The sequence below is a fragment of the Nocardiopsis prasina DSM 43845 genome, assembly GCF_000341265.1.
GTDB lineage: Bacteria > Actinomycetota > Actinomycetes > Streptosporangiales > Streptosporangiaceae > Nocardiopsis > Nocardiopsis prasina.
Genome location: NZ_ANAE01000206.1, coordinates 1 through 22267, shown reverse-complemented (window position 1 = coordinate 22267; position 22267 = coordinate 1). Strand labels below are relative to the sequence as shown.

Here is a 22267-nt window from a genome sequence, read left to right as displayed (position 1 = left end):
GGAGGCCAGTAGCTGACCGCCATGCTTCCTAGGGTCGAGGCGACGAGACGGACGCGGAGGAGTTCCCATGGTCGAGGTCATCGAGAAGAAGAACCAGGTCGAGGTCGAGCGGGAGGCGCTGCTGGCCTTCCTGGCCCAGCAGCGGGCCTTCCTGCTCACCACCCTCCAGGGGCTGGCCGAGGAGCAGGCCACCCGGCGCACCACCGCGAGCGAGCTCACCCTCGCGGGGATCGTGAAACACCTGACCTCGGTGGAGAACGGGTGGCGGACCTTCGTCAAGGAGGGCCCGCAGGGGGTCGACTACGAGTCCCAGGAGACACAGGAGTTCCACGAGAACAGCTTCCGCCTGATCGGCGAGGAGACCCTGGAGGGCACCCTCGCCGCCTACGAAAGGGGCTCCGAGGAGACCGACACCTACTTCCGATCCCTTCCCCACCTGGAGGTCAGCCAGAAGCTCCCGCCCGCGCCGTGGTTCCCCGAGGACGCCTCCTGGACCGCCCGTGACGTGCTGATCCACCTCATCCGTGAGACCGCGCAGCACTGCGGCCACGCCGACGTCATCCGGGAGTCCCTGGACGGACAGAAGACCATGGGCTGACGAGCAACACGACACGTCCGGTAGTGCACGTGTCACGCTCCGCGTGCGGGACGATGGGCTGACCCCATCCCCGAGCGGCGAGGAGCGCGGAGTGAGCCCGACCTGGATCGACATCGACGACGAGGCACTCCGGGAGGCCATGCGTTTCTCCGGCGCCCGCACCCGGGACGACGCGGTCAACCTGGCGTTGCGGGTGTACGCGGCACGGCACCGGAGCCGCACGGAGGCCTCGGGGGAACGCAAGCGGAGTGAGCCCACGCCCGGGGCCCGCCGGGGGAAGCAGGCCTGACGAGCGGAGGGGCGGGTCACCGATCGGTGGGGATCCGCCCTCCTTCGCTCCCCACCGGGACTCCCCGGAGCCCGGAGCGCCCACCCCTGTGGACAGTCACCCCTCGTGGCTATCGTCGAAGGGTCCACCCCCCACGGAACGGAGGCGCTCCACGGTGAGCGGTACCCGGAACTTCGGCCCGATCCAACTCGCCCAGTGGCTGGGCATGACCCACGACCAACTGCGTCGGGCGCGCAATCGCGGTCTCGTCCCTCCGCCCGACATCAACGACACCAGATGGTCCGAGTCCCTCGCGAAGACCCTTCCGGACAGAGTGGCCAGTATTCTCGCGGACCTGGCCGCTTCGGACGCCTCGGCGACCGTCTCCGCTCCCGCGACGGCCGGTCGTTCCAAGCCGGGCAGGGTCATGGACTTCGGCCCCGTCCAGCTCGCCCGCTGGCTGGGGCTGGAGTCCTGGCAGGTACCCCGGGCCGTGGAGCACGGCCTGATCCAGGGGGATGTTCGAAGTGACCGCCGAGCGCATGGGGTTGCTGCCGGGCCGACTCGATCGCTTCAGCAGGGCCGATGTCGAACTCGTCGGTTCGGAGCTCAAACCCTGATCTCCGGCGAACGAGAACGGGGACGTTCCCACTGAACAGTGGAAACGTCCCCGTCTACGAGGTGGCGAGGGTCGCCTCCGCATCCCCCCTCAAAGTACGGAGGCAACCCTCGCTCTGGGAAGCGGCCTGCGACTCCTCCCCCCTGGAGTCGCGGCCTTAAAGGTCTGCCACGTGGAAGCGATCTTGTCGTTCCGCGTTGTTAGAGACACTACCCACCACACCCACGAATAACAACCCTGTGTCACGAGAAACTACTTAAAGTGATCGTCATTCCTGGGGCGTGGCCCGACCAAGCGGGGTGTGGGCATCGTCAACACGGGGTCATGAGCGGCCGCTCGGAGGGCGGACATAGCCTGGTCGGGTGAGATCTCCGCTCTTCAGCCCGCGCTGGGTCGGCCTGCACCTGCTGGCCGTCCTCGTGGTCGTCGTGTGCGTCGCGGGCACCTACTGGCAGGGCACCCGCGCCTTCGAACCCGACCGCGACGTCATCACCAACCCGGTCGAGGACCTGGCCGACGCCATCCCCGTCTCCGACCTGGGTGAACCCGGCGAGTTCCTGCACCCGAACCTCACGACCAACACGGCGGTCGAGGTATCCGGACACTTCGACGCGGAGTCCCAGCTCCTCGTGCCCCGGCGCCTGGACGGGGTCGAGGGCTACGTGCTGGTCCTTCCCCTCGTCACCGAGGAAGGGGTGGCCATGACCGTCAGCCGTGGCTGGACGGAGGACGGCACCGGGCTGCCGCCCGTTCCCGAGGGGGACGTCACCGTCACCGGTTGGCTCCAGCCTCCGCAGGACGCGGCGGAGGGGGTCGTCCCCATGGGCTCACCCGAGGTGGGGACGGTCGAGCGGATCGCCCCGTCCGTGCTGGTCGGAGAGTGGGACCAGCGCCTCTACGCGGCCTACGTCACCCTGCCCGAGAGCGAGCCCGCCGTCGACGGGCTCACCCCGGTGCCTCCGCCCGAACCGCCCACGGAGTTCACGGTCAACTGGCGCAGCCTCAGCTACGCCGTGCAGTGGGCCATGTTCGGCGTCTCCGCCGTGGTCTTCTGGATCATCCTCATGCGCCGCGAACTGGCGGAGGGACGCACCCGGAAGACCGGGGATCAGCCCGTGGTCGCGGGCTCCTGAGCCTGCCCGGTCTCCCTTCCGGCGGCCAGGTCCCCGGCCTGCTCGGACCTGACCACCCGGTGCTCGACCACGAAGCCGAGGACCGGGACGGTGCCCGCGAGCACGACGCCCAGGGTGCGGCCCGCGCCCCAGCGGCGGTCGAGGGCCACCCACAGGACGACCAGCACGTACGCCATGTAGATGTAGCCGTGCGGCATGACGATGTAGAGCATCAGCGGCGACTCGGGGCCGAACCAGTGCTCCCAGCCCCGGGGAGCGCCGACCAGGTGGAACATGGAGTCCTCGCCCACCAGGTACTTCGCCGGCATGGCCAGGAAGGTCAGACCCAACAGGAAGACTCCCGTGATGTACGCGAGCACCCGGTACAACGCGAACGACACACGCCTCTTGTCCACTGCGACTTCACCCATTCAACGACTGCGCCCCGAGGAGGGTCGGGGCCCCTCCATCGAGGCTAAGCGGTGTCCGGGACGGTGGGCCCCTGGGGTGGACATGCTCGGAGAATCTCACATACCCGCAGGTCGCGACGGCTACCTGGGATCCCTTTGGGAGACCCGGGTGGGGCTGCTCCACCGTCCGTCGGACTCGGCGGTCCAGGCCTTGGGGATCATCCGCAGGGCCAGGTAGGAGTCCACGATCCGGATCGGGAAGAAGAACAGGCCGTAGAAGAGGTACGAGGGCCGCCGCCGGACCATGGTCATGACGCAGGTGAGCACGTAGTCAGGGACGAGCAGGCCGATGGCCAGGGCCGTCAGCGGCAGGAACGCCGTCACCGCCGTGAACCCGTCGGACAGGAACGGCACCCCCGCCAGCACCTCGCCGCCGAACGTGCCCAGCAGCACGAACAGGGCGATCGCCACGGTCACCAGGAACAGCACCGAGACCAGCACGACCTCCACGATGTACAGGGCCAGGGCCGCCCAGAACAGACTCGGCCACACCTTGTGCCTGCGCACCGTCTGCCAGAAGCCGAGGGTCCAGCGGCCCACCTGCTTGCGGTAGTCCCCGAACGTGAACGGGTCCTGGCTGTAGGCCTTGGTGTCCGGCCGCATCGAGATCCGGCCGAGGCGCTTGTGGTGCACCTCGAAGGTCATGTTGAAGTCCTCGATCACCAGCCCCGGGGGGTTGACGGTGATCTCCCTCAGGGCGCGGCTGCGGTACACGCTCGCGAACCCCGGCACGATGAAGGCGACGTTGGCCCGCTTCCAGGTCTGCCCGAAGCGCATGAAGTACTGGAGCATGAAGTAGAGGCGGTCCCGGTAGGCCGAGATGATCCGCCCGACCAGGCCGCGCTCCCCGGGCTTCCACTCCGAGACGACGAAGCCCGCGACGGCGGCCACACCGGGGTCCTGGAGTTGACGTTTGGCGCCCTCCACGTACCCTGCGTCGAGTTCCGTGTCGGCGTCCAGAATCAGGACACCGTCGTAGTTTTCGGTCAGTGAGAATTCCTCGATGACCGCCTCGATGGCCCCCGCCTTGCCCCGGTTGGTGAGGAGTTCGAGGACGTTCACACCGGTCCTGGCCGCGATGTCGGCCGTCGCGTCCCTGGACGAGTCCGAGACGACGTAGACGTCCCAGCGGTCGAACAGGCCGAGGGCTGAGGAGATCGCGGCGTCGATCACCGGCTCCTCGTTGTGGGCCGGGATGATGACGGCGAGGGTGATGTCCTCGGGGGCCTCCGCCACCAGCGCCCCTCCCGGGGTCACGGTGTCGACGGCGCCCGTCTCGGCGGACCCCGTTCCCCCTTCGGCCATCGGCGCGGCACCCCCGGCCGCGCCCGCCCCCACGAGCAGCCGCTGCCGTTCGCGGCCCCCGGTGACGCTCCGCCTCCGGTCCTCGGGGCGTCGGCGCAGGGCGGCACGCGCCCCGCCCTCGGCCAGTCTGATCAGGCCGACCACGGTCCACAGCAGCAGGTTGAGGCCGAAGGCCATCCACAGGAAGACGTACCCGAGGGCGCCGATCCCCGCGGCGGCGGCCATGGTCGACGCGAAGTCGAACCAGTAGACGAAGAGTGCGACGGCCAGCACCAGGGCGATCAGCCCGGTCAGCAGCCCACCGATGAAACGCGCGATACGCACAGCCCTGCGACCCTCCGAATGTTATCGGTTTCGGACCGACATTAACCCGCAAAGTCGGCGATAGGTTGACGTCCTACACGACTGGTGGGTTCACCCGGGTTCGCGTCCTATGTAGGCCACGCAAATCGTATACACGGGCTTGCGTGAGGTGGTACCCATTAGAAGATATTTGCGGCGAGGCGCCGGAGGGCCACCACCCCCGGTTTATACGAGGCCCCATGGGGTCCCGATAAATCCCCTCGCGGCCGACCGACGAGTTAAGGAGAACGCCCGGCGTGATCGGCGAGCCACGATCCCCCGCGCCAGATCCCGCGCACGGCGGCCCGGGTCCTGACCTCGGGAGCCCCGCCCCGAACAGCGATGACACCGCGCGCCTGCGCGTGGCCGTCCATCAGCCGCACTATTGGCCCTGGCTGGGACTGATCGACAAGATCGACCGTTCTGACCGATTCATCATGCTTGACACGGTTCAGTTCGAACGTCGGGGTTGGCAGAACCGAAACTACGTCGCCGGACCGGGCGATCCGGTCCTTCTCACCGTGCCCGTCACCCAGGCGAGTCGCGATGAACGCATCCTGGACAAGAAGATTGACAACACGCAGAAATGGCGCAACAAGCACTTCAGGGCACTCTCTGAACACTGTTACCGCAAAGCACCTTACTGGGACGTTTACCGGGAAGAAATCGCCCAACTGTACGAAACGGAGTGGGAGGGCCTCGCGGACCTGGCCATCGCCACCACCCGCCTGCTGACACGCGCGTTCGGTGTCGACACACCCGTCCTGCGCGCGAGCGAGCTCGGGGACTTCCCCGGGCACAAGAGTGAGCTGTTGGCCCAGATCTGTGCCAAGGCGGGAGCGGACACGATGCTCTCGGGCGACGGCGCGAGGGACTACCTCGACCCCGAGGCGCTGAACCGCTACGGGGTGGCCATCGAGTGGCAGGACTTCCGCCACCCGGTGTACCGCCAGCACACGCGTGGACCCGCCGACGACTTCGTGCCCCGCCTGTCGGCGATCGACCTCCTGCTCAACGCCGGACCGGACGCGCCGCGCGTGCTCCGTCAGGCGAGAGCGCGCGGCTGACACCGATCAGCGAGCGGGCACCGGACGCCCGAGCCAACGGGCACGGCGACCTCCGCGGCCCGGGTGACGACCGATCGCCCCACTTCGGCAAAGAACGGGAAACAGGCATGACGACGGACTGGTCACAGGAGCGCCTCCTGGTCTACTCCCCCCACCCCGACGACGAGACCCTCGGCTGCGGCGGCCTGATGCACAAGGCCAAGCGCGCGGGCGCGGAGGTCTTCGTCCAGTTCCTGACGGTCGGCGACACCGCCGACCAGTCCGCGAAGGGCTTCTCCACGGCCGAGGAGCGCCACACGGAGATCAAGAAGGTCTCGGAGCACTTCCGCTGGGACGACTGGCACATGGCGCTCCCGGGCGACGAGCACCACCTGAGGCTGGACTCGGTCCCCCGGGTGGACCTGACGCGGCTGATCGAGCGGGACAGCCCGCTCTCCGTCGCGGCCCTGCGGCCCACCGTGGTGCTCGTGCCGCACCACACGAGCTACAACCAGGACCACCAGGCCGTGGCTGAGGCCGTGCACACCGCGCTGCGGCCCTCGAACAACGGTCTGCGCCACCACCCCCGCATGGTGCTGTCCTACGAGGAGGCCGCCGACCAGTGGCGGTTCGAACCCGTGGACTCCCCCAACCTCATCGTCGAGCTCAGTGAGGCGGACCTGGAGGCCAAGCTCCAGGCCATGGAGCTGTACGGCTCCCAGAGTCACGAACACCCCCACACCCGTTCGGAACTCACCCTGCGCAGCCTCGCCGTCCTCAGGGGCATGCAGGCCGGGGTGGCCCTCGGCGAGGGCTACCACGTCCTGCGCCACCTGGCCTGACCGGAGCGGCGACTCGCCGACTCCTCCATCTGCTCCCTCACCTGTCACACGAAACCCACCCCCCGTGAAGTACGGATCACCTACATCACCCGTAGTGGAGGGAAAACCATGAAGGCCGTCATCACCGGTGGAGCCGGGTTCATCGGCTCCCACCTGTGCGACCACCTGGTCGCGCGGGGACACGAGGTCACCGTCCTGGACGACCTCTCGACAGGTTCACTGTCCAACCTGTCCCAGTTGAAGGGTTCTCCCGCGTTCCGGTTCGTCCAGGGGGACATCCTGGACCGGGAACTGGTGGACCGACTCGTCGCGGAGGCGGACACCGTGTTCCACCTCGCCGCCGCCGTGGGGGTCTACAACATCGTCGACAACCCGCTCCGTTCGCTGCGGATCAACCTGCACGGCACGGAGAACGTCGTGGAGGCCGCGGTGCGGCACCGTGTCCCGTACATGGTCGCCTCGACCAGCGAGGTCTATGGCAAGAACGACGCGGACGGCCTCAAGGAGGGTGACGACCGGATCTACGGATCGGCCACCAAGAGCCGCTGGTCCTACGCCGCCGCGAAGGGGCTGGACGAGCTGGTCGCCTACGTCCACGGCGTGGAGTCCGGTGTGCCCTGCGTCATCACCCGCTTCTTCAACGTGGTGGGGCCCCGGCAGACCGGAAGATACGGGATGGTGGTGCCCCGGTTCGTCGACCAGGCCCTGTCCGACGAGCCCATCACCGTCTACGGCACGGGCACCCAGCGCCGCTGCTTCGGTTCGGTGTTCGACGTGGTGCCCGCGATGACCCGGCTGATGGACACCCCCGAGGCGTACAACCAGGCGGTCAACCTGGGCGGGCACGAGGAGGTGTCGATCAGGGGCCTGGCGGACAGGATCCTTGAGCTGACGGGTTCGGGCAGCTCGCTCACCTTCATGGACTACGAGGAGGCCTACGGTGAGGGGTACGAGGACATGCAGCGCCGCTACCCGGACACCTCGCTGGCCGGGCGCCTGATCGGCTACGAGCCGACACTCGACCTCAACGCCATCATCGGGTCGATCGTCGAGCACCGCCGCTCGGCCCGCTCGGTCCCGGCACCCGCCTAGGCCCCTGTTCTTTGGATCATTCCTCGCTCGCGACCACCAGGCGGCCTCTCGCTGCGCCGTCACCACTCGGACAGCCAACCCCAGGCTGACCTCGCTCATCGTCTGGCGAGAGATTGCCTGGGCGGCCGCTCGCATCGATGTCGGCTCCGCCGACACGAGCGAAAGCATCCAGAAGAACAGGCCCTGGGGACGACCTGCCACAGCGGCCGTCCCATGACGGTCGCGACAGCCACGAGGAGGACGTCCCCCGGGGTGCCCGCCGCCCCGGACCACCCTCCCGCCCGTCGTCCGCCCCCGTGGTGGCGACGGCTCCGGCCGTGGCACGGGAACGTCACGAGGCCCGGCCCCCGCCTCACGGCAGCAGCACCGTCGCCACCACGAACAGGGTCAGGGCGAGCACGCCAGTGCTGAGCAGGACCATCGCCCAGGGCCGGGCCACGCTCAGCGGTGGCCGCCCCGTGCCCGGCTCACGGAGTCCGTGCCGGGTGTGGCGCCACCGCAGCCACAGGTGCAGCCCGAGTCCGGCGCCCAGCAGCAGGGTGAAGGCCATGACCCCCGCCCGGAGCGCGGGCGACACCTCGGGCACGACGGTGGAGCCGGGGTCGAGCGGCCCCCGCAGGTAGACCAGGCCCACCACGGTGAGCAGGATGAGCACGCGCTGCCAGGAGAGCAGTGTGCGTTCGGGCTGGAGGCCCGGGTCGCGGCGCACCTCCCCCGGATTCACAGCAGGTTCCCCAACAGCACCATGAGGCACACCACGCCCACCGCGAACGTGGTGATCAGCGGCAGCAGACTCATCGGGAGGGGCTGGCCCAGGCGCATCACGCGCTGCACGCTGTACCAGCGCAACGGCGCGTACACGGTGACGACACCGGCGAGCACGGCCAGCAGCAGCCCCACCAGGGTGCGCGGCGTCTCGTCCCAGCCCAGCGGGAGCAGGTGGAGGACGGCGACCGCGCCCGCGAGCAGTGCCAGGGCGGTCCGGATCCACGCAAGGAAGGTACGTTCGTTGGCGAGGGTGAAGCGGTAGTCCACGCCCTGCTCGTCCTCCGGCGCCTCGGAGCTCATCGGTCCCCCCGGTTTTCGGCGTTCGGCCCACAACGGAAGCTCCGGTCACGACAATGAACCCGTGCCCCGCAGGCCGACAGTAACCGTGTTCGCTCTTTCCTCCCAAACAGGTATGCAACACGTGTTGTGTCGGAAACCACCGGTCCAGCAGACGTGCGTGGACCACCTCCGAGGCATGTGGAACAAACGAGTGGGCACTACCGCTGTAGCACCCAAGAGGATGGCAGTTGGCCACCGGTCGACACCAACAACGAACGAAGAGCAGGAGACCACGTGTCCACCGTCGAACTCACCAAAGACAACTTCGCGGAAACGCTGAAGGACAACAGCTTCGTCCTGATCGACTTCTGGGCTGACTGGTGCGGTCCCTGCCGCCAGTTCGCCCCCGTGTTCGACAAGTCCTCGGAGAAGCACACGGACATCGTGCACGCCAAGGTCGACACCGAGGCCCAGCGAGAGCTCGCCTTCGAGTTCAAGATCCAGTCCATTCCGACCCTGATGATCGTGCGCGACCAGACGGTGATCTACAACGAGCCGGGTGCCCTCCCCTCCGAGGCCCTGGAGAGCCTGATCACCCAGGCCCGGGAACTGGACATGGACGAGGTCAAGCAGAAGATCTCCGAGCAGGGCGCGGACGCCAAGGAGTAGGGCGCCCCGACGCCCCCGTTCACCGACCGCCCCGACGACCGTGCCACGACCGGCACGGAACCGTCGGGGCGGTCGTGTGCCGCACGGCGGAGGACGCCCGCTCATCGCTGACCGCCACCACCCTGACCGGGGAGGACACCGGAAGGTCACCGGGGGCTTCCCACTCCACCGCCCACGTTCATCTTGGCCACGGGGTTCGTTCACCCGGGCTTCACGCGGACATATTTGCATGGGAGTCGACCGCACTCCGCGGGTTTCATCCCCTCGTGCACACCGAGCTCCGTCCGACCCGGAAGTGGCCCCATGTCTGTCAGCAACACCGCGACCCCGCGAGGCACCGAGCCCGGCCGCGGCATCGCCCCCGACACCGTCCGGTACAACCGCGAGGTTCCCGGCCTGGGCGACCCCGTCTTCGACATCAGCGACCTGTCGATCCACTACGGGTCCAACAAGGCCGTGCGTGACGTGAACATGCAGGTGGGCCCGCGCCAGATCACCGCGATGATCGGCCCGTCCGGCTGCGGCAAGAGCACGGTCCTGCGCACGCTCAACCGGATGAACGACCTCATCCCGGGCGCGCGGATCGAGGGCCGGGTGACCTATCACGGCGAGGACCTGTACGCCTCCGACGTGGACCCGATCGAGGTCCGCCGCCGGATCGGGATGGTCTTCCAAAAGCCCAACCCGTTCCCCAAGTCCATCTACGACAACGTCGCCTACGGCCCCCGGATCAACGGGACGCGCGGCAACATGGACGACCTGGTCGAGGAGACCCTGACCAAGGCCGCCCTGTGGGACGAGGTCAAGGACAAGCTGAAGGAGAGCGCCTTCGCCCTCTCCGGCGGCCAGCAGCAGCGCCTGTGCATCGCCCGCACCATCGCGGTGAACCCCGAGGTCATCCTCATGGACGAGCCCTGTTCGGCGCTCGACCCGATCGCCACGCTCAAGATCGAGGACCTCATGTACGAGCTGGCGGCCGAGTACACGATCGTCATCGTCACCCACAACATGCAGCAGGCGGCGCGCGTCTCGGACCGCACGGCCTTCTTCACCGCGAGCGTGGACGGCGAGGGCGACCGCTACGGCAGCCTCGTGGAGTACGACGAGACCGCGACGATCTTCAGCAAGCCCTCCGACCAGCGCACCGAGGACTACATCTCGGGCCGCTTCGGGTAACCCGACCAGGTCGAGCTCCACCCGCCCCCGCCGTTCTCGACGAAGTGGACCCGCCCATGCCCGCGCTCGCCTCCTCCGCCCCGGTCCCCCCGCCCACCGGCGCGCCGGACGACGAGGGGAGAACGCAGCGCACGGAGGGTCCGCTGAGGGTCCTGCTGGTGGAGCCCGAGTCCGAGCAGTCGCACCAGCTGGTGCTCTCGCTGAGCGGACACGACGTGGACATCACGGTGTGCGTGGACGGCGCCGAGGCCCTGCTCCGGGTGGGGATGGTGCGGCCGGACACCCTGCTGACCAACGCTGCTCCGCCCGAGGTGGACCTGGAGACGCTGGTGCGGGTGACGCGCCGGGCCATGGACATCCCGATCCTGATCGGGGTGGGCGCGGGCGACTCGCAGAGGGCGATGCGGGCCCTCTCCGCGGGGGCCACCGCCTGCGTGAACCGCCCCTACCGCATCCCGGAGCTCGCGGCGCTGCTGCGCGGTTCGCTTCCCGGGAACGAGATCGCCCCGCCGCCGAACCCGGGCGGGCCGGTGGCGCTGCGCTCGGGCGACCTGGAGCTGGACGCCCTGGGGCACCGGCTGTTCGTGGACGGGCAGCCGGTCAACCTGGCCCTGCGGGAGTTCGGGATCATGGACTTCCTGCTCCGGCACAGTGGCCGGGTGGTGAGCCGGGAGGAGCTGTGGACCGAGGTCTGGCGCAAGCCGCTCCCGCCGGTGAACAACACGATCGCCGTGCACATACGGCGCCTGCGGCACAAGCTGGGTGACTCCGAGGCCCAGCCCCGGTTCATCCACACGGTCCGTGGCATCGGCTACCGGCTGGACACGGCGAACGGCGGGTAGGCGGACAAGGGAAACCGCGCGCACATTTTCGAGGGCCGTCCGGCCGACACCGGACCGGCCCGTCGTTCATGTACGCGTCACCTTTTTCTGATTCCCACGGAAGGGTGACGGCCCGGAAATGCGAAGTCGTCATCACGCTGAACCGCACACCCCGACAGCACGCTCGGACACGTGATCATCACAGCAGGTCAGAGCGCACTCTCCTGGGGCGCGACCGCACACCCCCACCCGGATACACACCCTCGCACACAGTGGCCGTTATCGAAAAGTGACCCCCATTCACCTGCCATTCACTGTTCTTCTACCCAACCGCCTCTATTTCGATGACACCGCGACTTTCTACGCGCCTAGTGTCGTTTTACGTCAGCCCCGACAGCGGTCATTCAACGAGGAGAACCACGACATGCGCAACGGGCGTTCCAAGCTCGCCGTCCTGGCGGCCATCCCCCTGCTCGCCACGGCGTGCGGCAGCGGCTCCGACGGCGCGGACAACGGCTCCGCGGACGGTGCCGAGCTCAGCGCCTCGCTGACCGGTGCCGGGGCCAGCTTCCCCGACCCGCTCTTCCAGGACTGGATGCACACCTACAGTCAGGACGTGCAGCCCGGCGTCAGCATCAACTACCAGAGCGTGGGCTCCGGCGCCGGTATCGAGCAGTTCCTTGAGCAGACGGTCAACTTCGGTTCCTCCGAGCGGTACCTGACCGACGAGGACCTGGCCACCGCCGCCGACGGCCGCGGCTGCGAGGCCATCCAGTTCCCGGTCGTGTTCGGATCGGTCGTCATCGCCTTCGACAACCCCGACCTCGACGGTCTGGTCCTGGACGCCGAGACCATCGCCGGCATCTACTCCGGTGACATCACCTCGTACACGGACCCGGCCATCGCCGACCTCAACCCGGACGTGGACCTGCCGGACGACGAGATCATCCCGGTCCACCGTTCCGACAGCTCCGGCACCACCGAGGTCTTCACCCACTACCTCTCCACCGAGGTGGAGTCGTGGGCCGACGAGTACGGCTCCGGCGGCGAGATCGACTGGGCCCCCGGCCTGGTCGGCGGCCAGGGCAACGACGGTGTCGCCCAGGGCATCAGCCAGAACCCGGGCGGCGTGGGCTACGTGAACCAGGCCTTCGCGCAGGAGGCCGGTCTGGCCTCCGCCCAGGTGATCAACGCGGACGGCGAGCCCATCGCGCCGACCCTGGAGTCCACCACGGCCGCCTCCGAGGAGGCGGAGATCCCCGAGGACTTCCGCTTCAGCATCGACAACATCGGCGGCGAGGGCTACCCGATCGCCGGTACCAACTGGATCTTCACCTACACCTGCGGCTACGAGCAGGCCGAGGCCGACGCGATCATCGACTTCTGGACCTGGGCCCTGACCGACGAGGGCGCCAACGAGATCGTCGCCGAGCTGGGCTACGCCCCCCTGGGCGAGGAGCTGAAGGAGCGCGTGCTCGCCGAGATCGAGCGCACCAACTCCGAGAACGACGGCGGTGACGACGCGGACGCCGACGCTGACACCGACGCCGGCACCGAGGACGACTCCGAGGGCTAACCCTCACCGGGGCCGGGGCCGGAGCGCCCCGGCCCCGCTCCCTGCCCCGACCGGGGCGTCACCGCGTCTCCCACTCCCACGAAAGCCATCAAGAGGAGAAGCTCCATGTCCACTGAGGCCCCAGAGGCCGCCCCGGCCCCGGAGGAACCCCGGCGGGGCACGACGCTGAGGTCGAGCAAGGGGAGGATGGCCGACCCCCTCTTCAAGTGGGCGGTGGCATCCTGCGGCACCGTCGTCCTGGTCATCCTGGCCCTGATGGTCCTGCGCACCACCACCGAGGCCTGGCCCGTCTTCGCCAAGGAGGGCTTCTTCGGCTTCCTCACCGGCGAGCAGTGGCAGTCGGGCAACTCCCGCACCGAGATCACCGGCACCTACGGCGCCTGGCCGTTCATCTACGGCACCCTGGTGACCGCGACCATCGCCATCGTCATCGCGCTGCCGCTGGCGATCATGGTCTCCTTCTACCTCACCCACCTGGCGCCCCGACGGATCGCGAAGCCGCTCTCCTACACGGTGGAGCTGCTCGCGGCGGTCCCCAGCGTCATCTTCGGCCTGTGGGGCCTGCACTGGTTCCTGCCGAACGTGCTGCGGCCGTTCTTCGAGTTCCTGGAGGGCGTCCTCGGCTGGTTCTTCCTCTTCGAGGGCCCGATCCGCGGGGTCGGCTACCTGTCCGCCGGGATCGTGCTGGCCATCATGATCCTGCCGATCATGACCGCCATCATCCGCGAGGTCATCGCGGTGCACCCGGTCGAACAGCGGATGGCCGCCTACGCGCTGGGCTCCACCCGCTGGGAGGTCCTGCGCAACGTGGTCCTGCCCGCCAGCTTCTCCGGGATCGTCGCGGCCGCCATGCTCGGCCTGGGCCGCGCGCTGGGCGAGACCATCGCGGTCCTGATGCTGATCGGCGGCTCCCAGTCCTGGGGCGCCAGCCTGTTCGGGACCGGCAGCAGCATGGCCTCGCACATCGCCGCGACCTTCGGTGAGGCCACCCCCGAGTCCAGGACCGCGCTGATGGCCATCGGTGTGGCCCTCTTCCTGGTCACGATGATCGTCAACATCCTCGCCCGCGTCATCGTCTGGCGTCTGGGACGCATGACGGGAGACGCCGCCGTATGAGCACCATGACCGAGACTCCCCCCAGCAGGCACGCGCCCCTGAGCCAGCGGCCCCCCGGTTCGTCGTTCCGGCGCCTGAAGGACCGCAGCGCCACCGTGGTGCTGACCGCAGCGATGGTCATCGCGATGATCCCGCTGGTTCTCATCGTCTTCGAGGTGACCCGTCGCGGCATCGGCGTGGTCAACCTGGACTTCATCACCCAGACCGAGCCGCCGCCCCGGCGCGACGGCGGCGGCTACGCGGCCGGGTTCTTCGGAACGCTGTACATCATGGCCCTGGCGGTCCTGATGTCGATCCCGTTCGGTATCGCCACAGCCGTGTACATCGTGGAGTACGGGCCCAACCGCCTCACCTCCGCGATCCGCTTCTTCACCGACGTGATGACCGGTATCCCGTCGATCTTCGTGGGTCTGTTCGTGTACGGCCTGCTGGTGATCGGCTGGGGCGGCATGGGGTTCGGTACCTTCGTCGGCGCGGTGGCCATCGCGGTGATGATGCTGCCGATCGTGACGCGGTCCTCCGAGGAGATGCTGCGGCTGGTTCCGAACGAGATGCGCAACGCCAGCTACGGCCTGGGGGCGCGCAAGTGGCAGACCATCGTGCACACGGTGCTGCCCGCCGCCGCGCCCGGTCTGACCACGGGTTCGATGCTGGCGATCGCGCGCGGGATCGGTGAGACCGCGCCGCTGCTGCTGACGGCCTTCGGTACGGGTCTGATCGTGACGAGCTTCCAGGGCAGCCCGCAGGGCGCGGTCCCGATGCAGCTGTACCGGGGCGCCACGCAGCCCTTCGAGTCCGGTATCGACCGCGCTTGGGGCGCCGCGCTGTGCCTGTTCGTCCTGGTGCTGGCCTTCACGGTGGTCGCCCGCTGGGTCGGCTCGAAGGCCTCCACGAACACGCACTGACCCCCACTGACCCGCTGTCAGGGCACGTCTCCCCCGAGGGGCCGCCGCCACCGTCCCCACCGGGCGGGGCACGGCCCCTCTCGCGTGTTCCGGCCGCGGTGCGCGGTCACGGCCCGGCTCCGCGCGCCCCGGGCTCTCTTCGAGCCGTCTCCGACACCCGACCGACCCCGAACCCGCACGTCCGCAGCGTCGCCCGGAACACGTCGCCACCGTCGCCCGGAAGGCGTGGGACGGCCGACCCGTCCGGCGGCCGGGGCCTCCCGGTGGCTCCGCGGGGCGTGCCTCGGTAGCCTGGCGCGAGTTCGTTCCCCAGCAGATCCGGAGAGCCCCCGATGGCCGACACCACCGAGTACGCCGCCACCTTCACCCTCGTGGACACCGACAACGACGGCCTCATCTCCGCCCAGGAGCTGGCCTCGCTGATGCGCAACCTCGGCGACCAGACCACCGACGAGCAGGCCGCCGAGGTCGTGCGCGCGATGGACGGCGACGGCGACGAGCGGATCTCCCTGGAGGAGTTCGCCCGCTACATGTCCCGCAACCAGGGCTGAGGTCAGAGGGGGTTCGAGGCCAGGTAGACCACGTCCGGGACCCCCCGGGCCACCACCACCTCCGCGACCTCCACCGTGCCGAAGCGGGTCCGCAGCAGGGCCTCGAAGCTGTCCACGCTGTTGGCGCTCCAGAAGGAGAGCACCCCGCCGGGGGTGAGCAGCCGGGTCAGCTGTTCGAGCCCGGCCGCCTCGTACAGACGGTTGTTGTTCTCGACCACGGTCCAGTCCGGGCCGTTGTCGGTGTCCAGGCAGATGACGTCGAAGCGGCCGGGCTGGTCGGCGGCCGAGGCCTGCGCGATCCAGGCGACGATGTCGGCGTTGTGCACCCGGCAGCGGGGGTCGCGGTGGACGTACTCGGCGGCCTCACCGAGTTCGTCCTCGTGCCAGGCGATCACCTGGGGTTCGAGCTCCACGACGTCCACGCGGGACACCCGGGGGTTGTCGAGCGCCTCGCGGGCGGAGAATCCCACGCCGAGCCCGCCGACCAGCACGCGGGCGTGTGAGCGCCCCGGGGGGAGCGCGGCCAGGCTCAGGCGCACCATCTCGCGCTCGGAGGTGCCGTCGCGGGTGTCCATGAGGAACAGGCCGTTGGAATAGATCTCGTAGTGGGCACCCACCTGGCGAAGCACCAGGTCACCGCCGGTCTCACCCGTCACTCTGGCGAGGGTGACGGATTCACCCTCGACTTCGGGGTCTCGCGTTGGCTGGTTCATGCACCACATTGTGCCCCCGATCATGTTCCCCGCGTGGCGGGCCGGTGAAGTACCACTCGTTGACCCGTCAGTAGGTTGGGTTCCGGCGCGTCACGAGAGGAGTGCATGACCATGGGAAAACGCCTGGACAGGCTGCGCGGAGCGGCCCCGCTCGCGCTGGGAGCGATGTTCGTGGGTTCGGGGGTGCTGCACTTCGCGGCCCCGAGGCCGTTCGAGTCGATCATGCCGCGCCGACTGCCCGCGCACCGCGCGTTCGTCTACGGGAGCGGCGCGGCCGAACTGGCCTGCGGCGTGGGCCTGCTGACCCGCCGGAGGTGGGCCGGACCGGCCAGCGCCGCGCTGCTGCTGGCAGTGTGGCCCGCCAACGTCCAGATGGCGCTGGACTCCGGGTCGGGACGGCTGCCGTCGGTGGCCGACAACAGGGCGGTCGCCTGGGGCCGCGTCCCGCTCCAGGTCCCCCTGATCTGGGCCGCCCTCCAGGCTCGTCGCGCCCCGCGCGACGGTGACTGAGGGATCTACGTCGAGGCGGCCCTGGTTCGCACGGTGAGCCGGTGAGCCAGGGCCGCCGGAACCGCACAGACCCAACCCAGGCAGACCGCCCAGAGCAGGCCCGTCAGGGCCCCGGCGAGGGCGTAGGCGAACAGAGCCACCGGTCCGGCGCCCACGGCGAGCACGGCGGCGACCGCGCGCAGGGCGTTGGCCAGCGCCAACCCCAGGAGCACACCGGCCCAGGCGGACAGCAGGACCCGCCAGGCGTTCGCCTCGGGGCGCACCCGGTGTGCCCGTCGGACCCACCAGCCGGTGACGGCGGCCAGTACCGCGGCGGCGACGATCTCGGTCGCCAGGTGCCAGTCGGGCTGCCCGACGACGGTGGTGAGGCTGAGCCTGGGGAAGGCGAAGGGGACGCCGAGTGCCGTGGGCAGGGTCAGCCAGGCGGCGCGTGACCCCAGCCAGGTGAGGAACGCGGCGCTCCCGAAGAGCAGGCAGGGGAGGAGGGTCGCGATCCCGGCGACGGAGGGTACGAGGGCAGTGGGGGCATTGCGAACAACATTCACCTTCTGCATGATAGTGATCCAGCTCTCACCCCAGGAGCGAGATTGCAGCGCACCGGCAAGCGCGGGCTCGTCACGGCCGCACTGACAGTGCTCGTTCTGGTGACCGGCCTCGTCGCCGCGCTCACCCGGCACGAACCGGGGCCCACCCGGTACCTCACCGACGACCAGGGCAGGGCGCTCTTCCTCCACGGCCTCAACACCTCCGGCTCCGCCAAGGGCGACCCCGACCGGCTGCCGTGGATCACCGAGGACGACGTCCAGGCCGAGTACGACGCCATGGGCACCTGGGGCCCCTGGGACGCGCGGGCCGAGGGCGACGAACTCACCCCCGGCCCGCTCGCCCACGTGATGAACCGGGCCTACCCGCGCGCCGTGGCGGGCCAGCCCCTGGAGCTGGGGCCCGACGACGCCAGCGGCGCGCTGTCGGTGCGCTACGCGGAGAACGGAGCGTCCGGGGCGACCGAGCTGTACCTGCCCGAGGACGTCTTCGGGGAGGAGTTCGACCTCACCGTGGACACCCCCGCCGGGGACGACGGCTGGACGTCGCGCTGGGACGGCGGGAGACGGGTCCTGCACGTCACCGTCACAGGCGCCGCCGACGGCGACGAGACCGTCCTCACCGTCGCCCCCACCTGACCGGGGTCCCGGTCAGAGGCGGCAGGCGTAGATGTCGGTGACCAGGATGGCGCGGGCGCCGAGCTGCCAGAGGTCGTCCATGATCCGCTGGGCCTCCTTGCGGGGCACCATCGAGCGGACCGCGACCCAGCCCTCACGGTGCAGCGGGGAGACCGTGGGCCCCTCCATGCCGGGAGTGAGGGCGACAGCCGCCTCCAGATTCTCGGCGTGCACGTCGTAGTCCATCATCACGTAGTCGCGGGCCACGAGGACGCCGCGCAGTCGGCGCAGCAGCTGGTCGATCTGCCGGTCCTCGGGGGCGTCCGTGGGCCGGATGACCACGGCCTCCGAGATCAGGATCGGGTCGCCGAAGGTCTCCATCCCCGCGTTGCGCAGTGTGGTGCCGGTGGAGACGACGTCGGCCACGGCGTCGGCCACGCCGAGCTGCACCGAGCTCTCCACGGCGCCGTCGAGGTGGATGACGCGCGCGTCGATGCCGCGCTCCTCCAGGTAGGCGCGGAGCAACTCGTCGAAGGACGTGGCGACGCGCTTGCCGTTGAGGTCGGTGACGTCCATTCCGGCGCCGCCGGGCGCGGCGAAGCGGAAGGTGGAGCCGCCGAAGCCCAGTGCGAGGACCTCGTCCACCGGGGCGCCGGAGTCCAGGAGCATGTCGCGGCCGGTGATCCCGGCCTGGAGGATGCCCTCGCCGACGTAGACGGCGATGTCCTTGGGGCGGAGGAAGAAGAACTCGGTGTTGTTGTCCGGGTCGACCAGCACGAGGTCGCGGCTGCTCTTGCGCTGCCGGTACCCGGCCTCGCGCAGCATCTGGACGGCGGGTTCGGACAGCTGGCCCTTGTTGGGCACGGCGATGCGGAGCATGTCGGGCATTTGGGGTTCCTTGTCAGCTCTGGCGTGGTTCGGGGACGTCGGTGGGCCGGTCCGCGCACGCGCCCGGCGAGGGGCGCGCGGTACCGGCCTACAGATGCTTGTAGACGTCCTCGAGCCGCAGGCCACGGGCCAGCATCAGGACCTGGAGGTGGTAGAGGAGCTGCGAGATCTCTTCGGCGGCGTCTTCGTCCGACTCGTACTCGGCGGCCATCCAGACCTCAGCGGCCTCCTCGACGACCTTCTTGCCGATGGCATGGACGCCGGCGTCGAGTTGGGCGACGGTCCCGGACCCCTCGGGGCGGGAGCGTGCCTTCTCGGACAGCTCGGCGAACAGCTCTTCGAAGGTCTTCATGGTCTCTTTCCTCGACCGACAGTGCGCTACCAGGGTAGGCGCAACAGACGCCCGGTGACCAACCGGGGACCGAATGTCCCAGTATGTGAGAGGGCCAGGTCAGGCCATGCGGCGGGCGACGGCGCGGATCAGCGGGCGGGGCAGGAGGCGCAGGAGGCCGTCGGCGGCTCTGTACTGGGGCCCGGAGACGACCGCCGAACGCCCGGCGGACCAGGCGACGAGGGAGTCGCGGACGATGTGCTCCTTGGGCACGAACGCGAAGGCGGGCATCCCCTGTTCCTGGACGCCGCGAGTCATGTCGGTGCGCACGAACCCGGGCAGGACCACGGTGACGTGGACGCCGCGTCCGCGCACCTCGGCGGCGACGCTCTCGCTCCACAGGGTCACGAACTTCTTGCCCGCGCCGTACACGGAGCCCCCCGGGTTGACGGGGATCTCCCCGGCCATCGAGGCGACGTTGACCACGCCCAGCCCCTCCTGGTACCCGTTCGCGCGGCGGGCGATCTGCACCGGCAGGACGGCGCGGGTCAGCTTGAGGACGGCGCGGACGTTGAGGTCGATCATCGCGTCGATCTCGGCGGGGTCCTGTTCGGCGAAGGTGCCCCCGTCGCCGCGCCCGGCGTTGTTGACGAGCAGGTCCACGGGCGCGAGCGCGCCGGTGCCGTCCTCGGCCAGCCGCGCGGCGACGGCGGCGACGCCCTCGGAGGTGCCGAGGTCCGCGCGCAGGACCTCGACCGCGGTCCCGTACCGCTCACGGACGTCGTCGGCGAGTGCGGCCAGGAGGTCGTGGCGGCGCGCGACCACGACGAGGGCGTACCCGCGCTGGGCGAGGCGCCGGGCGTACTCCTCCCCGATCCCGCCGGAGGCCCCGGTGACCAGCGCGGTCCGGGTGTGGGCGGGGGTCTCGGGGGTGGCGTCGGCGTCGCTCATGCCCCTCAGCGTAGGGCGTGGCGCCGTGGCCGTCCGGAGGCGGGAGCGCCCCTCCGGTCGCGGGCCCGGCGCCGGGGGTTCCCGTCTCGGCGGTGTTCATGGCCACGCGGTGTTTCCGGGACAAAGGGTCGCGCGGTCTCCCCAGGGACACACCGACGCGTTAGCGTTCAGTCATGTCCGAGACCCAGAGCCCCACCGGACCCCTGGCCGCCCTCAGGCTGGAGGAACGTCTGCGTGACACCAGACTCTTCTTCAGCCAGGCGCTGCGCACCTTCCATGCGACGGGTTCCATCGTGCCCAGCAGCAGTGCCCTGGCGCACGCCATGGCCGAGCACATCCGCCACCGACCCGACCCCGACGAACCGCTGCGCATCCTGGAGGCGGGCGCCGGGACCGGCGCCATCAGCCGCGGGATCGCCGACGCGATGCGCCCGGGTGACACCGTGGACCTCGTGGAGGCCAATCCGGAGTTCGCGTCCTACGTCGAGCACCTGTTGAAGACCGACCCGCAGATGTCGCCGATCGCGGACAGCGCGGAGGTGCACGCCTGTCTGGTGGACGAGATGGGCACCGACCGCACCTACGACGTGATCGTCTCCGGTCTGCCGTTCGCCAACTTCACCGCCGACACCGTGCGCGGCATCCTCGACTACTACTTCACCGTGCTCCGCCCGGGCGGAACGCTCTCCTTCTACGGCTACCTGTACACGAAGGAGGTCAAGGCGGTGATCGCCCGCCGCGAGGACTACCTGCGCCAGGCGCGGACCAGTTGGGTGGTGCAGGACTGGCTGGACCGTTACGGGATCGGCTCGGAGAAGGTGTTCGCCAACCTCCCGCCCGCGTGGGTGCACCACCTGCGCAAGCCGGAATGGGAGTCGTCGAGCTCCTGACCCGGCGCTTCGGCGCGCACCCCCACACCTCCCCGGTTCCGCTCACCCCGTCCACAGGCCGTGGACTCCCTTCCTCGGCCCGCGGGCGGGGTCTGGCACGTTTGGACCCGATCCGTATGAGTGATCTGCATCACTTGCTTCTCGTGCACGCGCACGTGCGCGGCGCGGGTAGTCTCGCGTTGACTTCTGAGGAACCGGACCTTTTACAGAACAGCACGGATGCCCGGTTTATCCGCTTGAATGCCAAATGTTCTTTAGGTCTACTCAAAGGCCCGCGAAGTTCATCCCGCGCCATACGTCCCTGGGTCTACGTTTTCCCTACGAGATCCATGTGATCCAGACACATGCGCGCGGAGTCCTACATCTCACCTATTTCCCAGGTCGGTAATGGACCAGTGGAGGAGGCAACGTGACGCTCACCCAGGTGGTCAAGGCGACTCCGGCGGTCCCGCAGGGACCAACGGACACGACCCTGGAGACCATGCCCCTCGACGTCCGCCAGCGCGTCTCCGCACTGGCCCGCACCTCGCGCCTGCTCGTGGCCTGCGACTACGACGGCGCGCTCGCCCCGGTCGCCTCCGACCACCGGGGCCCCCTCCCCGAAGCCGTCCGCGCCCTGCGCGACCTCGCGGACCTGCCCGGCACCGTGTGCGCGGTCATCTCCGCCCGGCCCCTGCGTGACCTGGCCACCCTCTCCAGGCTGCCCTCGGAGGTCCGCCTCGTGGGCGCCTACGGCACCGAGTTCGACACCGACCTCACGATCGACCCCGGGCACCCCGGCACCGGACCCGACGCCCCGCCCGCCGACAAGTCCGCCGCCCTCGAACTCCTGCGCGAGCAGGTCGAGGCGACCGCGATCCTCTACATCGGCGGCGGCGAGGGCGAGGAGCCGGTGTTCGCGAACCTGAACGCCGGGGCCGACGCGGGCGTGCGGGTCGGCGAGGAGCACACGGTGGCCGCGCACAGCGTCCCGGACACCCCCACCGCCGCGGCCCTGCTCACCCTCCTGGCCACCGAACGCCGCTCCTGGGTCTTCGGGGAGCGCCCCACCCCCATCGAGCGCATGTCGATGCTCTCCAACCAGGCCTCCGTGGCGCTGCTGGGCCCGGACGCGCGCCTGCTCTGGTTCTGCCACCCCGAGCCGGACTCCAACGCCCTGTTCGCCGAGGTCCTGGGCGGCCGTCAGGCGGGTGTCTTCGCGATCTCGCCCGCCCACGGCGGACTCCCCCTCGGCCAGCGCTACCTGCCGGGCACGATGACCGTGCGCAC

Annotated in this window: 26 protein-coding genes; 17 read left to right on the top strand and 9 right to left on the bottom strand. The window is 69.6% G+C overall.

All coding sequences use genetic code 11. The annotated features are described in order from the left end of the window. The first annotated feature begins 67 nt into the window (after nucleotides 1–67). The 3 genes from D452_RS0125240 (at nucleotide 68) to D452_RS0125225 (ending at nucleotide 2618) form a co-directional block, all read left to right on the top strand. The gene (locus tag D452_RS0125240; RefSeq protein WP_017546916.1) at nucleotides 68–598 is read left to right on the top strand and encodes a DinB family protein; all 531 of its coding nucleotides are present in this window, start codon (nucleotides 68–70) and stop codon (nucleotides 596–598) included. 91 nt (nucleotides 599–689) lie between these two features. Beyond that, complete coding sequence (locus D452_RS0125235; protein ID WP_017546915.1) at nucleotides 690–887, top strand: type II toxin-antitoxin system VapB family antitoxin; 198 nt, start codon at nucleotides 690–692, stop codon at nucleotides 885–887. A 960-nt stretch (nucleotides 888–1847) separates the two neighbouring features. Then, entirely contained in the window at nucleotides 1848–2618 is a 771-nt protein-coding gene (locus tag D452_RS0125225) for an SURF1 family protein (RefSeq protein WP_017546913.1), read from the top strand. Here D452_RS0125225 and D452_RS0125220 read toward each other — a convergent pair. Further along, on the bottom strand, nucleotides 2594–3028 hold the full coding sequence (locus tag D452_RS0125220; protein ID WP_017546912.1) for a DUF3817 domain-containing protein: 435 nt from the start codon (nucleotides 3026–3028) through the stop codon (nucleotides 2594–2596). The genes D452_RS0125225 and D452_RS0125220 overlap by 25 nt on opposite strands. A gap of 120 nt (nucleotides 3029–3148) precedes the next feature. Further along, nucleotides 3149–4696 (bottom strand): glycosyltransferase family 2 protein, encoded by a 1548-nt coding sequence (locus D452_RS0125215; RefSeq protein WP_017546911.1) that lies wholly within the window; start codon nucleotides 4694–4696, stop codon nucleotides 3149–3151. Nucleotides 4697–5070: 374 nt separating this feature from the next. Here D452_RS0125215 and D452_RS0125210 point away from each other — a divergent pair, with 374 nt between their 5' ends. From D452_RS0125210 to D452_RS0125200, 3 genes are all read left to right on the top strand, one after another. Beyond that, nucleotides 5071–5781 carry a WbqC family protein gene (locus D452_RS0125210; RefSeq protein WP_026129670.1) on the top strand — a complete coding sequence of 237 codons (711 nt, stop codon included), beginning with the start codon at nucleotides 5071–5073 and terminating at the stop codon, nucleotides 5779–5781. 107 nt (nucleotides 5782–5888) lie between these two features. Further along, entirely contained in the window at nucleotides 5889–6602 is a 714-nt protein-coding gene (locus D452_RS0125205; RefSeq protein ID WP_017546909.1) for a PIG-L deacetylase family protein, read from the top strand. Nucleotides 6603–6710: 108 nt separating this feature from the next. After that, nucleotides 6711–7694, top strand: coding sequence for an NAD-dependent epimerase/dehydratase family protein (locus D452_RS0125200; protein WP_017546908.1), 984 nt, complete (start codon nucleotides 6711–6713; stop codon nucleotides 7692–7694). A 352-nt stretch (nucleotides 7695–8046) separates the two neighbouring features. Here D452_RS0125200 and D452_RS0125195 read toward each other — a convergent pair whose 3' ends face one another. Both D452_RS0125195 and D452_RS0125190 read right to left on the bottom strand, forming a co-directional pair. Then, nucleotides 8047–8418 (bottom strand): DUF202 domain-containing protein, encoded by a 372-nt coding sequence (locus D452_RS0125195; RefSeq protein WP_017546907.1) that lies wholly within the window; start codon nucleotides 8416–8418, stop codon nucleotides 8047–8049. Next, nucleotides 8415–8762, bottom strand: a complete 348-nt coding sequence (locus tag D452_RS0125190) for a YidH family protein (protein ID WP_017546906.1) — start codon at nucleotides 8760–8762, stop codon at nucleotides 8415–8417. Before D452_RS0125190 ends, D452_RS0125195 begins: the two co-directional genes overlap by 4 nt. A gap of 273 nt (nucleotides 8763–9035) precedes the next feature. On the opposite strand from D452_RS0125190, the gene trxA reads away from it, so the two are divergent. The 7 genes from trxA (at nucleotide 9036) to D452_RS0125155 (ending at nucleotide 15555) form a co-directional block, all read left to right on the top strand. Further along, nucleotides 9036–9410 (top strand): thioredoxin, encoded by a 375-nt coding sequence (gene trxA, locus D452_RS0125185; RefSeq protein ID WP_017546905.1) that lies wholly within the window; start codon nucleotides 9036–9038, stop codon nucleotides 9408–9410. A 303-nt stretch (nucleotides 9411–9713) separates the two neighbouring features. After that, a complete protein-coding gene (pstB, locus tag D452_RS0125180) occupies nucleotides 9714–10586 on the top strand; it encodes a phosphate ABC transporter ATP-binding protein PstB (RefSeq protein ID WP_017546904.1) in 873 nt (290 codons plus the stop codon). Between the two features lie 56 nt (nucleotides 10587–10642). Continuing rightward, nucleotides 10643–11428: a response regulator transcription factor gene (locus D452_RS0125175; protein ID WP_017546903.1), complete on the top strand. Its 786-nt coding sequence runs from the start codon at nucleotides 10643–10645 to the stop codon at nucleotides 11426–11428. 403 nt (nucleotides 11429–11831) lie between these two features. Then, nucleotides 11832–12983, top strand: a complete 1152-nt coding sequence (pstS, locus tag D452_RS0125170; RefSeq protein WP_017546902.1) for a phosphate ABC transporter substrate-binding protein PstS — start codon at nucleotides 11832–11834, stop codon at nucleotides 12981–12983. Nucleotides 12984–13088: 105 nt separating this feature from the next. Further along, nucleotides 13089–14099: a phosphate ABC transporter permease subunit PstC gene (pstC, locus tag D452_RS0125165; protein WP_017546901.1), complete on the top strand. Its 1011-nt coding sequence runs from the start codon at nucleotides 13089–13091 to the stop codon at nucleotides 14097–14099. Then, complete coding sequence (gene pstA, locus D452_RS0125160; protein ID WP_017546900.1) at nucleotides 14096–15004, top strand: phosphate ABC transporter permease PstA; 909 nt, start codon at nucleotides 14096–14098, stop codon at nucleotides 15002–15004. The genes pstC and pstA overlap by 4 nt, the downstream gene beginning before the upstream one ends. Before the next feature lie 332 nt (nucleotides 15005–15336). Continuing rightward, nucleotides 15337–15555 carry an EF-hand domain-containing protein gene (locus tag D452_RS0125155; protein WP_017546899.1) on the top strand — a complete coding sequence of 73 codons (219 nt, stop codon included), beginning with the start codon at nucleotides 15337–15339 and terminating at the stop codon, nucleotides 15553–15555. A 2-nt stretch (nucleotides 15556–15557) separates the two neighbouring features. On the opposite strand, the gene D452_RS0125150 is transcribed toward D452_RS0125155, so the two are convergent. Next, nucleotides 15558–16268 (bottom strand): spermine/spermidine synthase domain-containing protein, encoded by a 711-nt coding sequence (locus D452_RS0125150; RefSeq protein WP_040694878.1) that lies wholly within the window; start codon nucleotides 16266–16268, stop codon nucleotides 15558–15560. Nucleotides 16269–16373: 105 nt separating this feature from the next. On the opposite strand from D452_RS0125150, the gene D452_RS0125145 reads away from it, so the two are divergent. Continuing rightward, a complete protein-coding gene (locus D452_RS0125145) occupies nucleotides 16374–16778 on the top strand; it encodes a DoxX family protein (protein WP_017546897.1) in 405 nt (134 codons plus the stop codon). A gap of 5 nt (nucleotides 16779–16783) precedes the next feature. On the opposite strand, the gene D452_RS0125140 is transcribed toward D452_RS0125145, so the two are convergent. Continuing rightward, complete coding sequence (locus D452_RS0125140) at nucleotides 16784–17332, bottom strand: hypothetical protein (RefSeq protein WP_017546896.1); 549 nt, start codon at nucleotides 17330–17332, stop codon at nucleotides 16784–16786. Nucleotides 17333–17365: 33 nt separating this feature from the next. Here D452_RS0125140 and D452_RS0125135 point away from each other — a divergent pair, with 33 nt between their 5' ends. Then, complete coding sequence (locus tag D452_RS0125135; RefSeq protein WP_017546895.1) at nucleotides 17366–17959, top strand: hypothetical protein; 594 nt, start codon at nucleotides 17366–17368, stop codon at nucleotides 17957–17959. Between the two features lie 12 nt (nucleotides 17960–17971). Here the strand turns inward: D452_RS0125135 and hisG are convergent, their stop codons facing one another. The 3 genes from hisG to D452_RS0125120 all read right to left on the bottom strand — a co-directional run bounded on the left by hisG (nucleotide 17972) and on the right by D452_RS0125120 (nucleotide 20108). Further along, a complete protein-coding gene (gene hisG, locus D452_RS0125130) occupies nucleotides 17972–18826 on the bottom strand; it encodes an ATP phosphoribosyltransferase (protein WP_017546894.1) in 855 nt (284 codons plus the stop codon). 88 nt (nucleotides 18827–18914) lie between these two features. Continuing rightward, nucleotides 18915–19178 carry a phosphoribosyl-ATP diphosphatase gene (locus tag D452_RS0125125; protein ID WP_017546893.1) on the bottom strand — a complete coding sequence of 88 codons (264 nt, stop codon included), beginning with the start codon at nucleotides 19176–19178 and terminating at the stop codon, nucleotides 18915–18917. Nucleotides 19179–19277: 99 nt separating this feature from the next. Beyond that, nucleotides 19278–20108, bottom strand: a complete 831-nt coding sequence (locus D452_RS0125120) for an SDR family NAD(P)-dependent oxidoreductase (protein ID WP_017546892.1) — start codon at nucleotides 20106–20108, stop codon at nucleotides 19278–19280. Nucleotides 20109–20281: 173 nt separating this feature from the next. On the opposite strand from D452_RS0125120, the gene D452_RS0125115 reads away from it, so the two are divergent. Both D452_RS0125115 and D452_RS28965 read left to right on the top strand, forming a co-directional pair. Further along, nucleotides 20282–20998 carry a class I SAM-dependent methyltransferase gene (locus D452_RS0125115; RefSeq protein ID WP_017546891.1) on the top strand — a complete coding sequence of 239 codons (717 nt, stop codon included), beginning with the start codon at nucleotides 20282–20284 and terminating at the stop codon, nucleotides 20996–20998. Nucleotides 20999–21407: 409 nt separating this feature from the next. After that, nucleotides 21408–22267: trehalase-like domain-containing protein (locus tag D452_RS28965; RefSeq protein WP_017546890.1), on the top strand; the 860-nt coding region annotated here is incomplete at its 3' end.

What these genes read in the sequence shown, in the direction of transcription:
- D452_RS0125240 (WP_017546916.1), top strand. Translation starts at nt 68, where the DNA reads ATGGTCGAGGTCATCGAGAAGAAGAACCAGGTCGAGGTCGAGCGGGAG.
- D452_RS0125220 (WP_017546912.1), bottom strand. Translation starts at nt 3,028, where the DNA reads ATGGGTGAAGTCGCAGTGGACAAGAGGCGTGTGTCGTTCGCGTTGTAC.
- D452_RS0125205 (WP_017546909.1), top strand. Translation starts at nt 5,889, where the DNA reads ATGACGACGGACTGGTCACAGGAGCGCCTCCTGGTCTACTCCCCCCAC.
- D452_RS0125200 (WP_017546908.1), top strand. Translation starts at nt 6,711, where the DNA reads ATGAAGGCCGTCATCACCGGTGGAGCCGGGTTCATCGGCTCCCACCTG.
- D452_RS0125190 (WP_017546906.1), bottom strand. Translation starts at nt 8,762, where the DNA reads ATGAGCTCCGAGGCGCCGGAGGACGAGCAGGGCGTGGACTACCGCTTC.
- pstB (WP_017546904.1), top strand. Translation starts at nt 9,714, where the DNA reads ATGTCTGTCAGCAACACCGCGACCCCGCGAGGCACCGAGCCCGGCCGC.
- D452_RS0125175 (WP_017546903.1), top strand. Translation starts at nt 10,643, where the DNA reads ATGCCCGCGCTCGCCTCCTCCGCCCCGGTCCCCCCGCCCACCGGCGCG.
- pstS (WP_017546902.1), top strand. Translation starts at nt 11,832, where the DNA reads ATGCGCAACGGGCGTTCCAAGCTCGCCGTCCTGGCGGCCATCCCCCTG.
- pstC (WP_017546901.1), top strand. Translation starts at nt 13,089, where the DNA reads ATGTCCACTGAGGCCCCAGAGGCCGCCCCGGCCCCGGAGGAACCCCGG.
- pstA (WP_017546900.1), top strand. Translation starts at nt 14,096, where the DNA reads ATGAGCACCATGACCGAGACTCCCCCCAGCAGGCACGCGCCCCTGAGC.
- D452_RS0125155 (WP_017546899.1), top strand. Translation starts at nt 15,337, where the DNA reads ATGGCCGACACCACCGAGTACGCCGCCACCTTCACCCTCGTGGACACC.
- D452_RS0125150 (WP_040694878.1), bottom strand. Translation starts at nt 16,268, where the DNA reads ATGAACCAGCCAACGCGAGACCCCGAAGTCGAGGGTGAATCCGTCACC.
- D452_RS0125145 (WP_017546897.1), top strand. Translation starts at nt 16,374, where the DNA reads ATGACCATGGGAAAACGCCTGGACAGGCTGCGCGGAGCGGCCCCGCTC.
- D452_RS0125140 (WP_017546896.1), bottom strand. Translation starts at nt 17,332, where the DNA reads ATGCAGAAGGTGAATGTTGTTCGCAATGCCCCCACTGCCCTCGTACCC.
- hisG (WP_017546894.1), bottom strand. Translation starts at nt 18,826, where the DNA reads ATGCCCGACATGCTCCGCATCGCCGTGCCCAACAAGGGCCAGCTGTCC.
- D452_RS0125125 (WP_017546893.1), bottom strand. Translation starts at nt 19,178, where the DNA reads ATGAAGACCTTCGAAGAGCTGTTCGCCGAGCTGTCCGAGAAGGCACGC.
- D452_RS0125120 (WP_017546892.1), bottom strand. Translation starts at nt 20,108, where the DNA reads ATGAGCGACGCCGACGCCACCCCCGAGACCCCCGCCCACACCCGGACC.
- D452_RS0125115 (WP_017546891.1), top strand. Translation starts at nt 20,282, where the DNA reads ATGTCCGAGACCCAGAGCCCCACCGGACCCCTGGCCGCCCTCAGGCTG.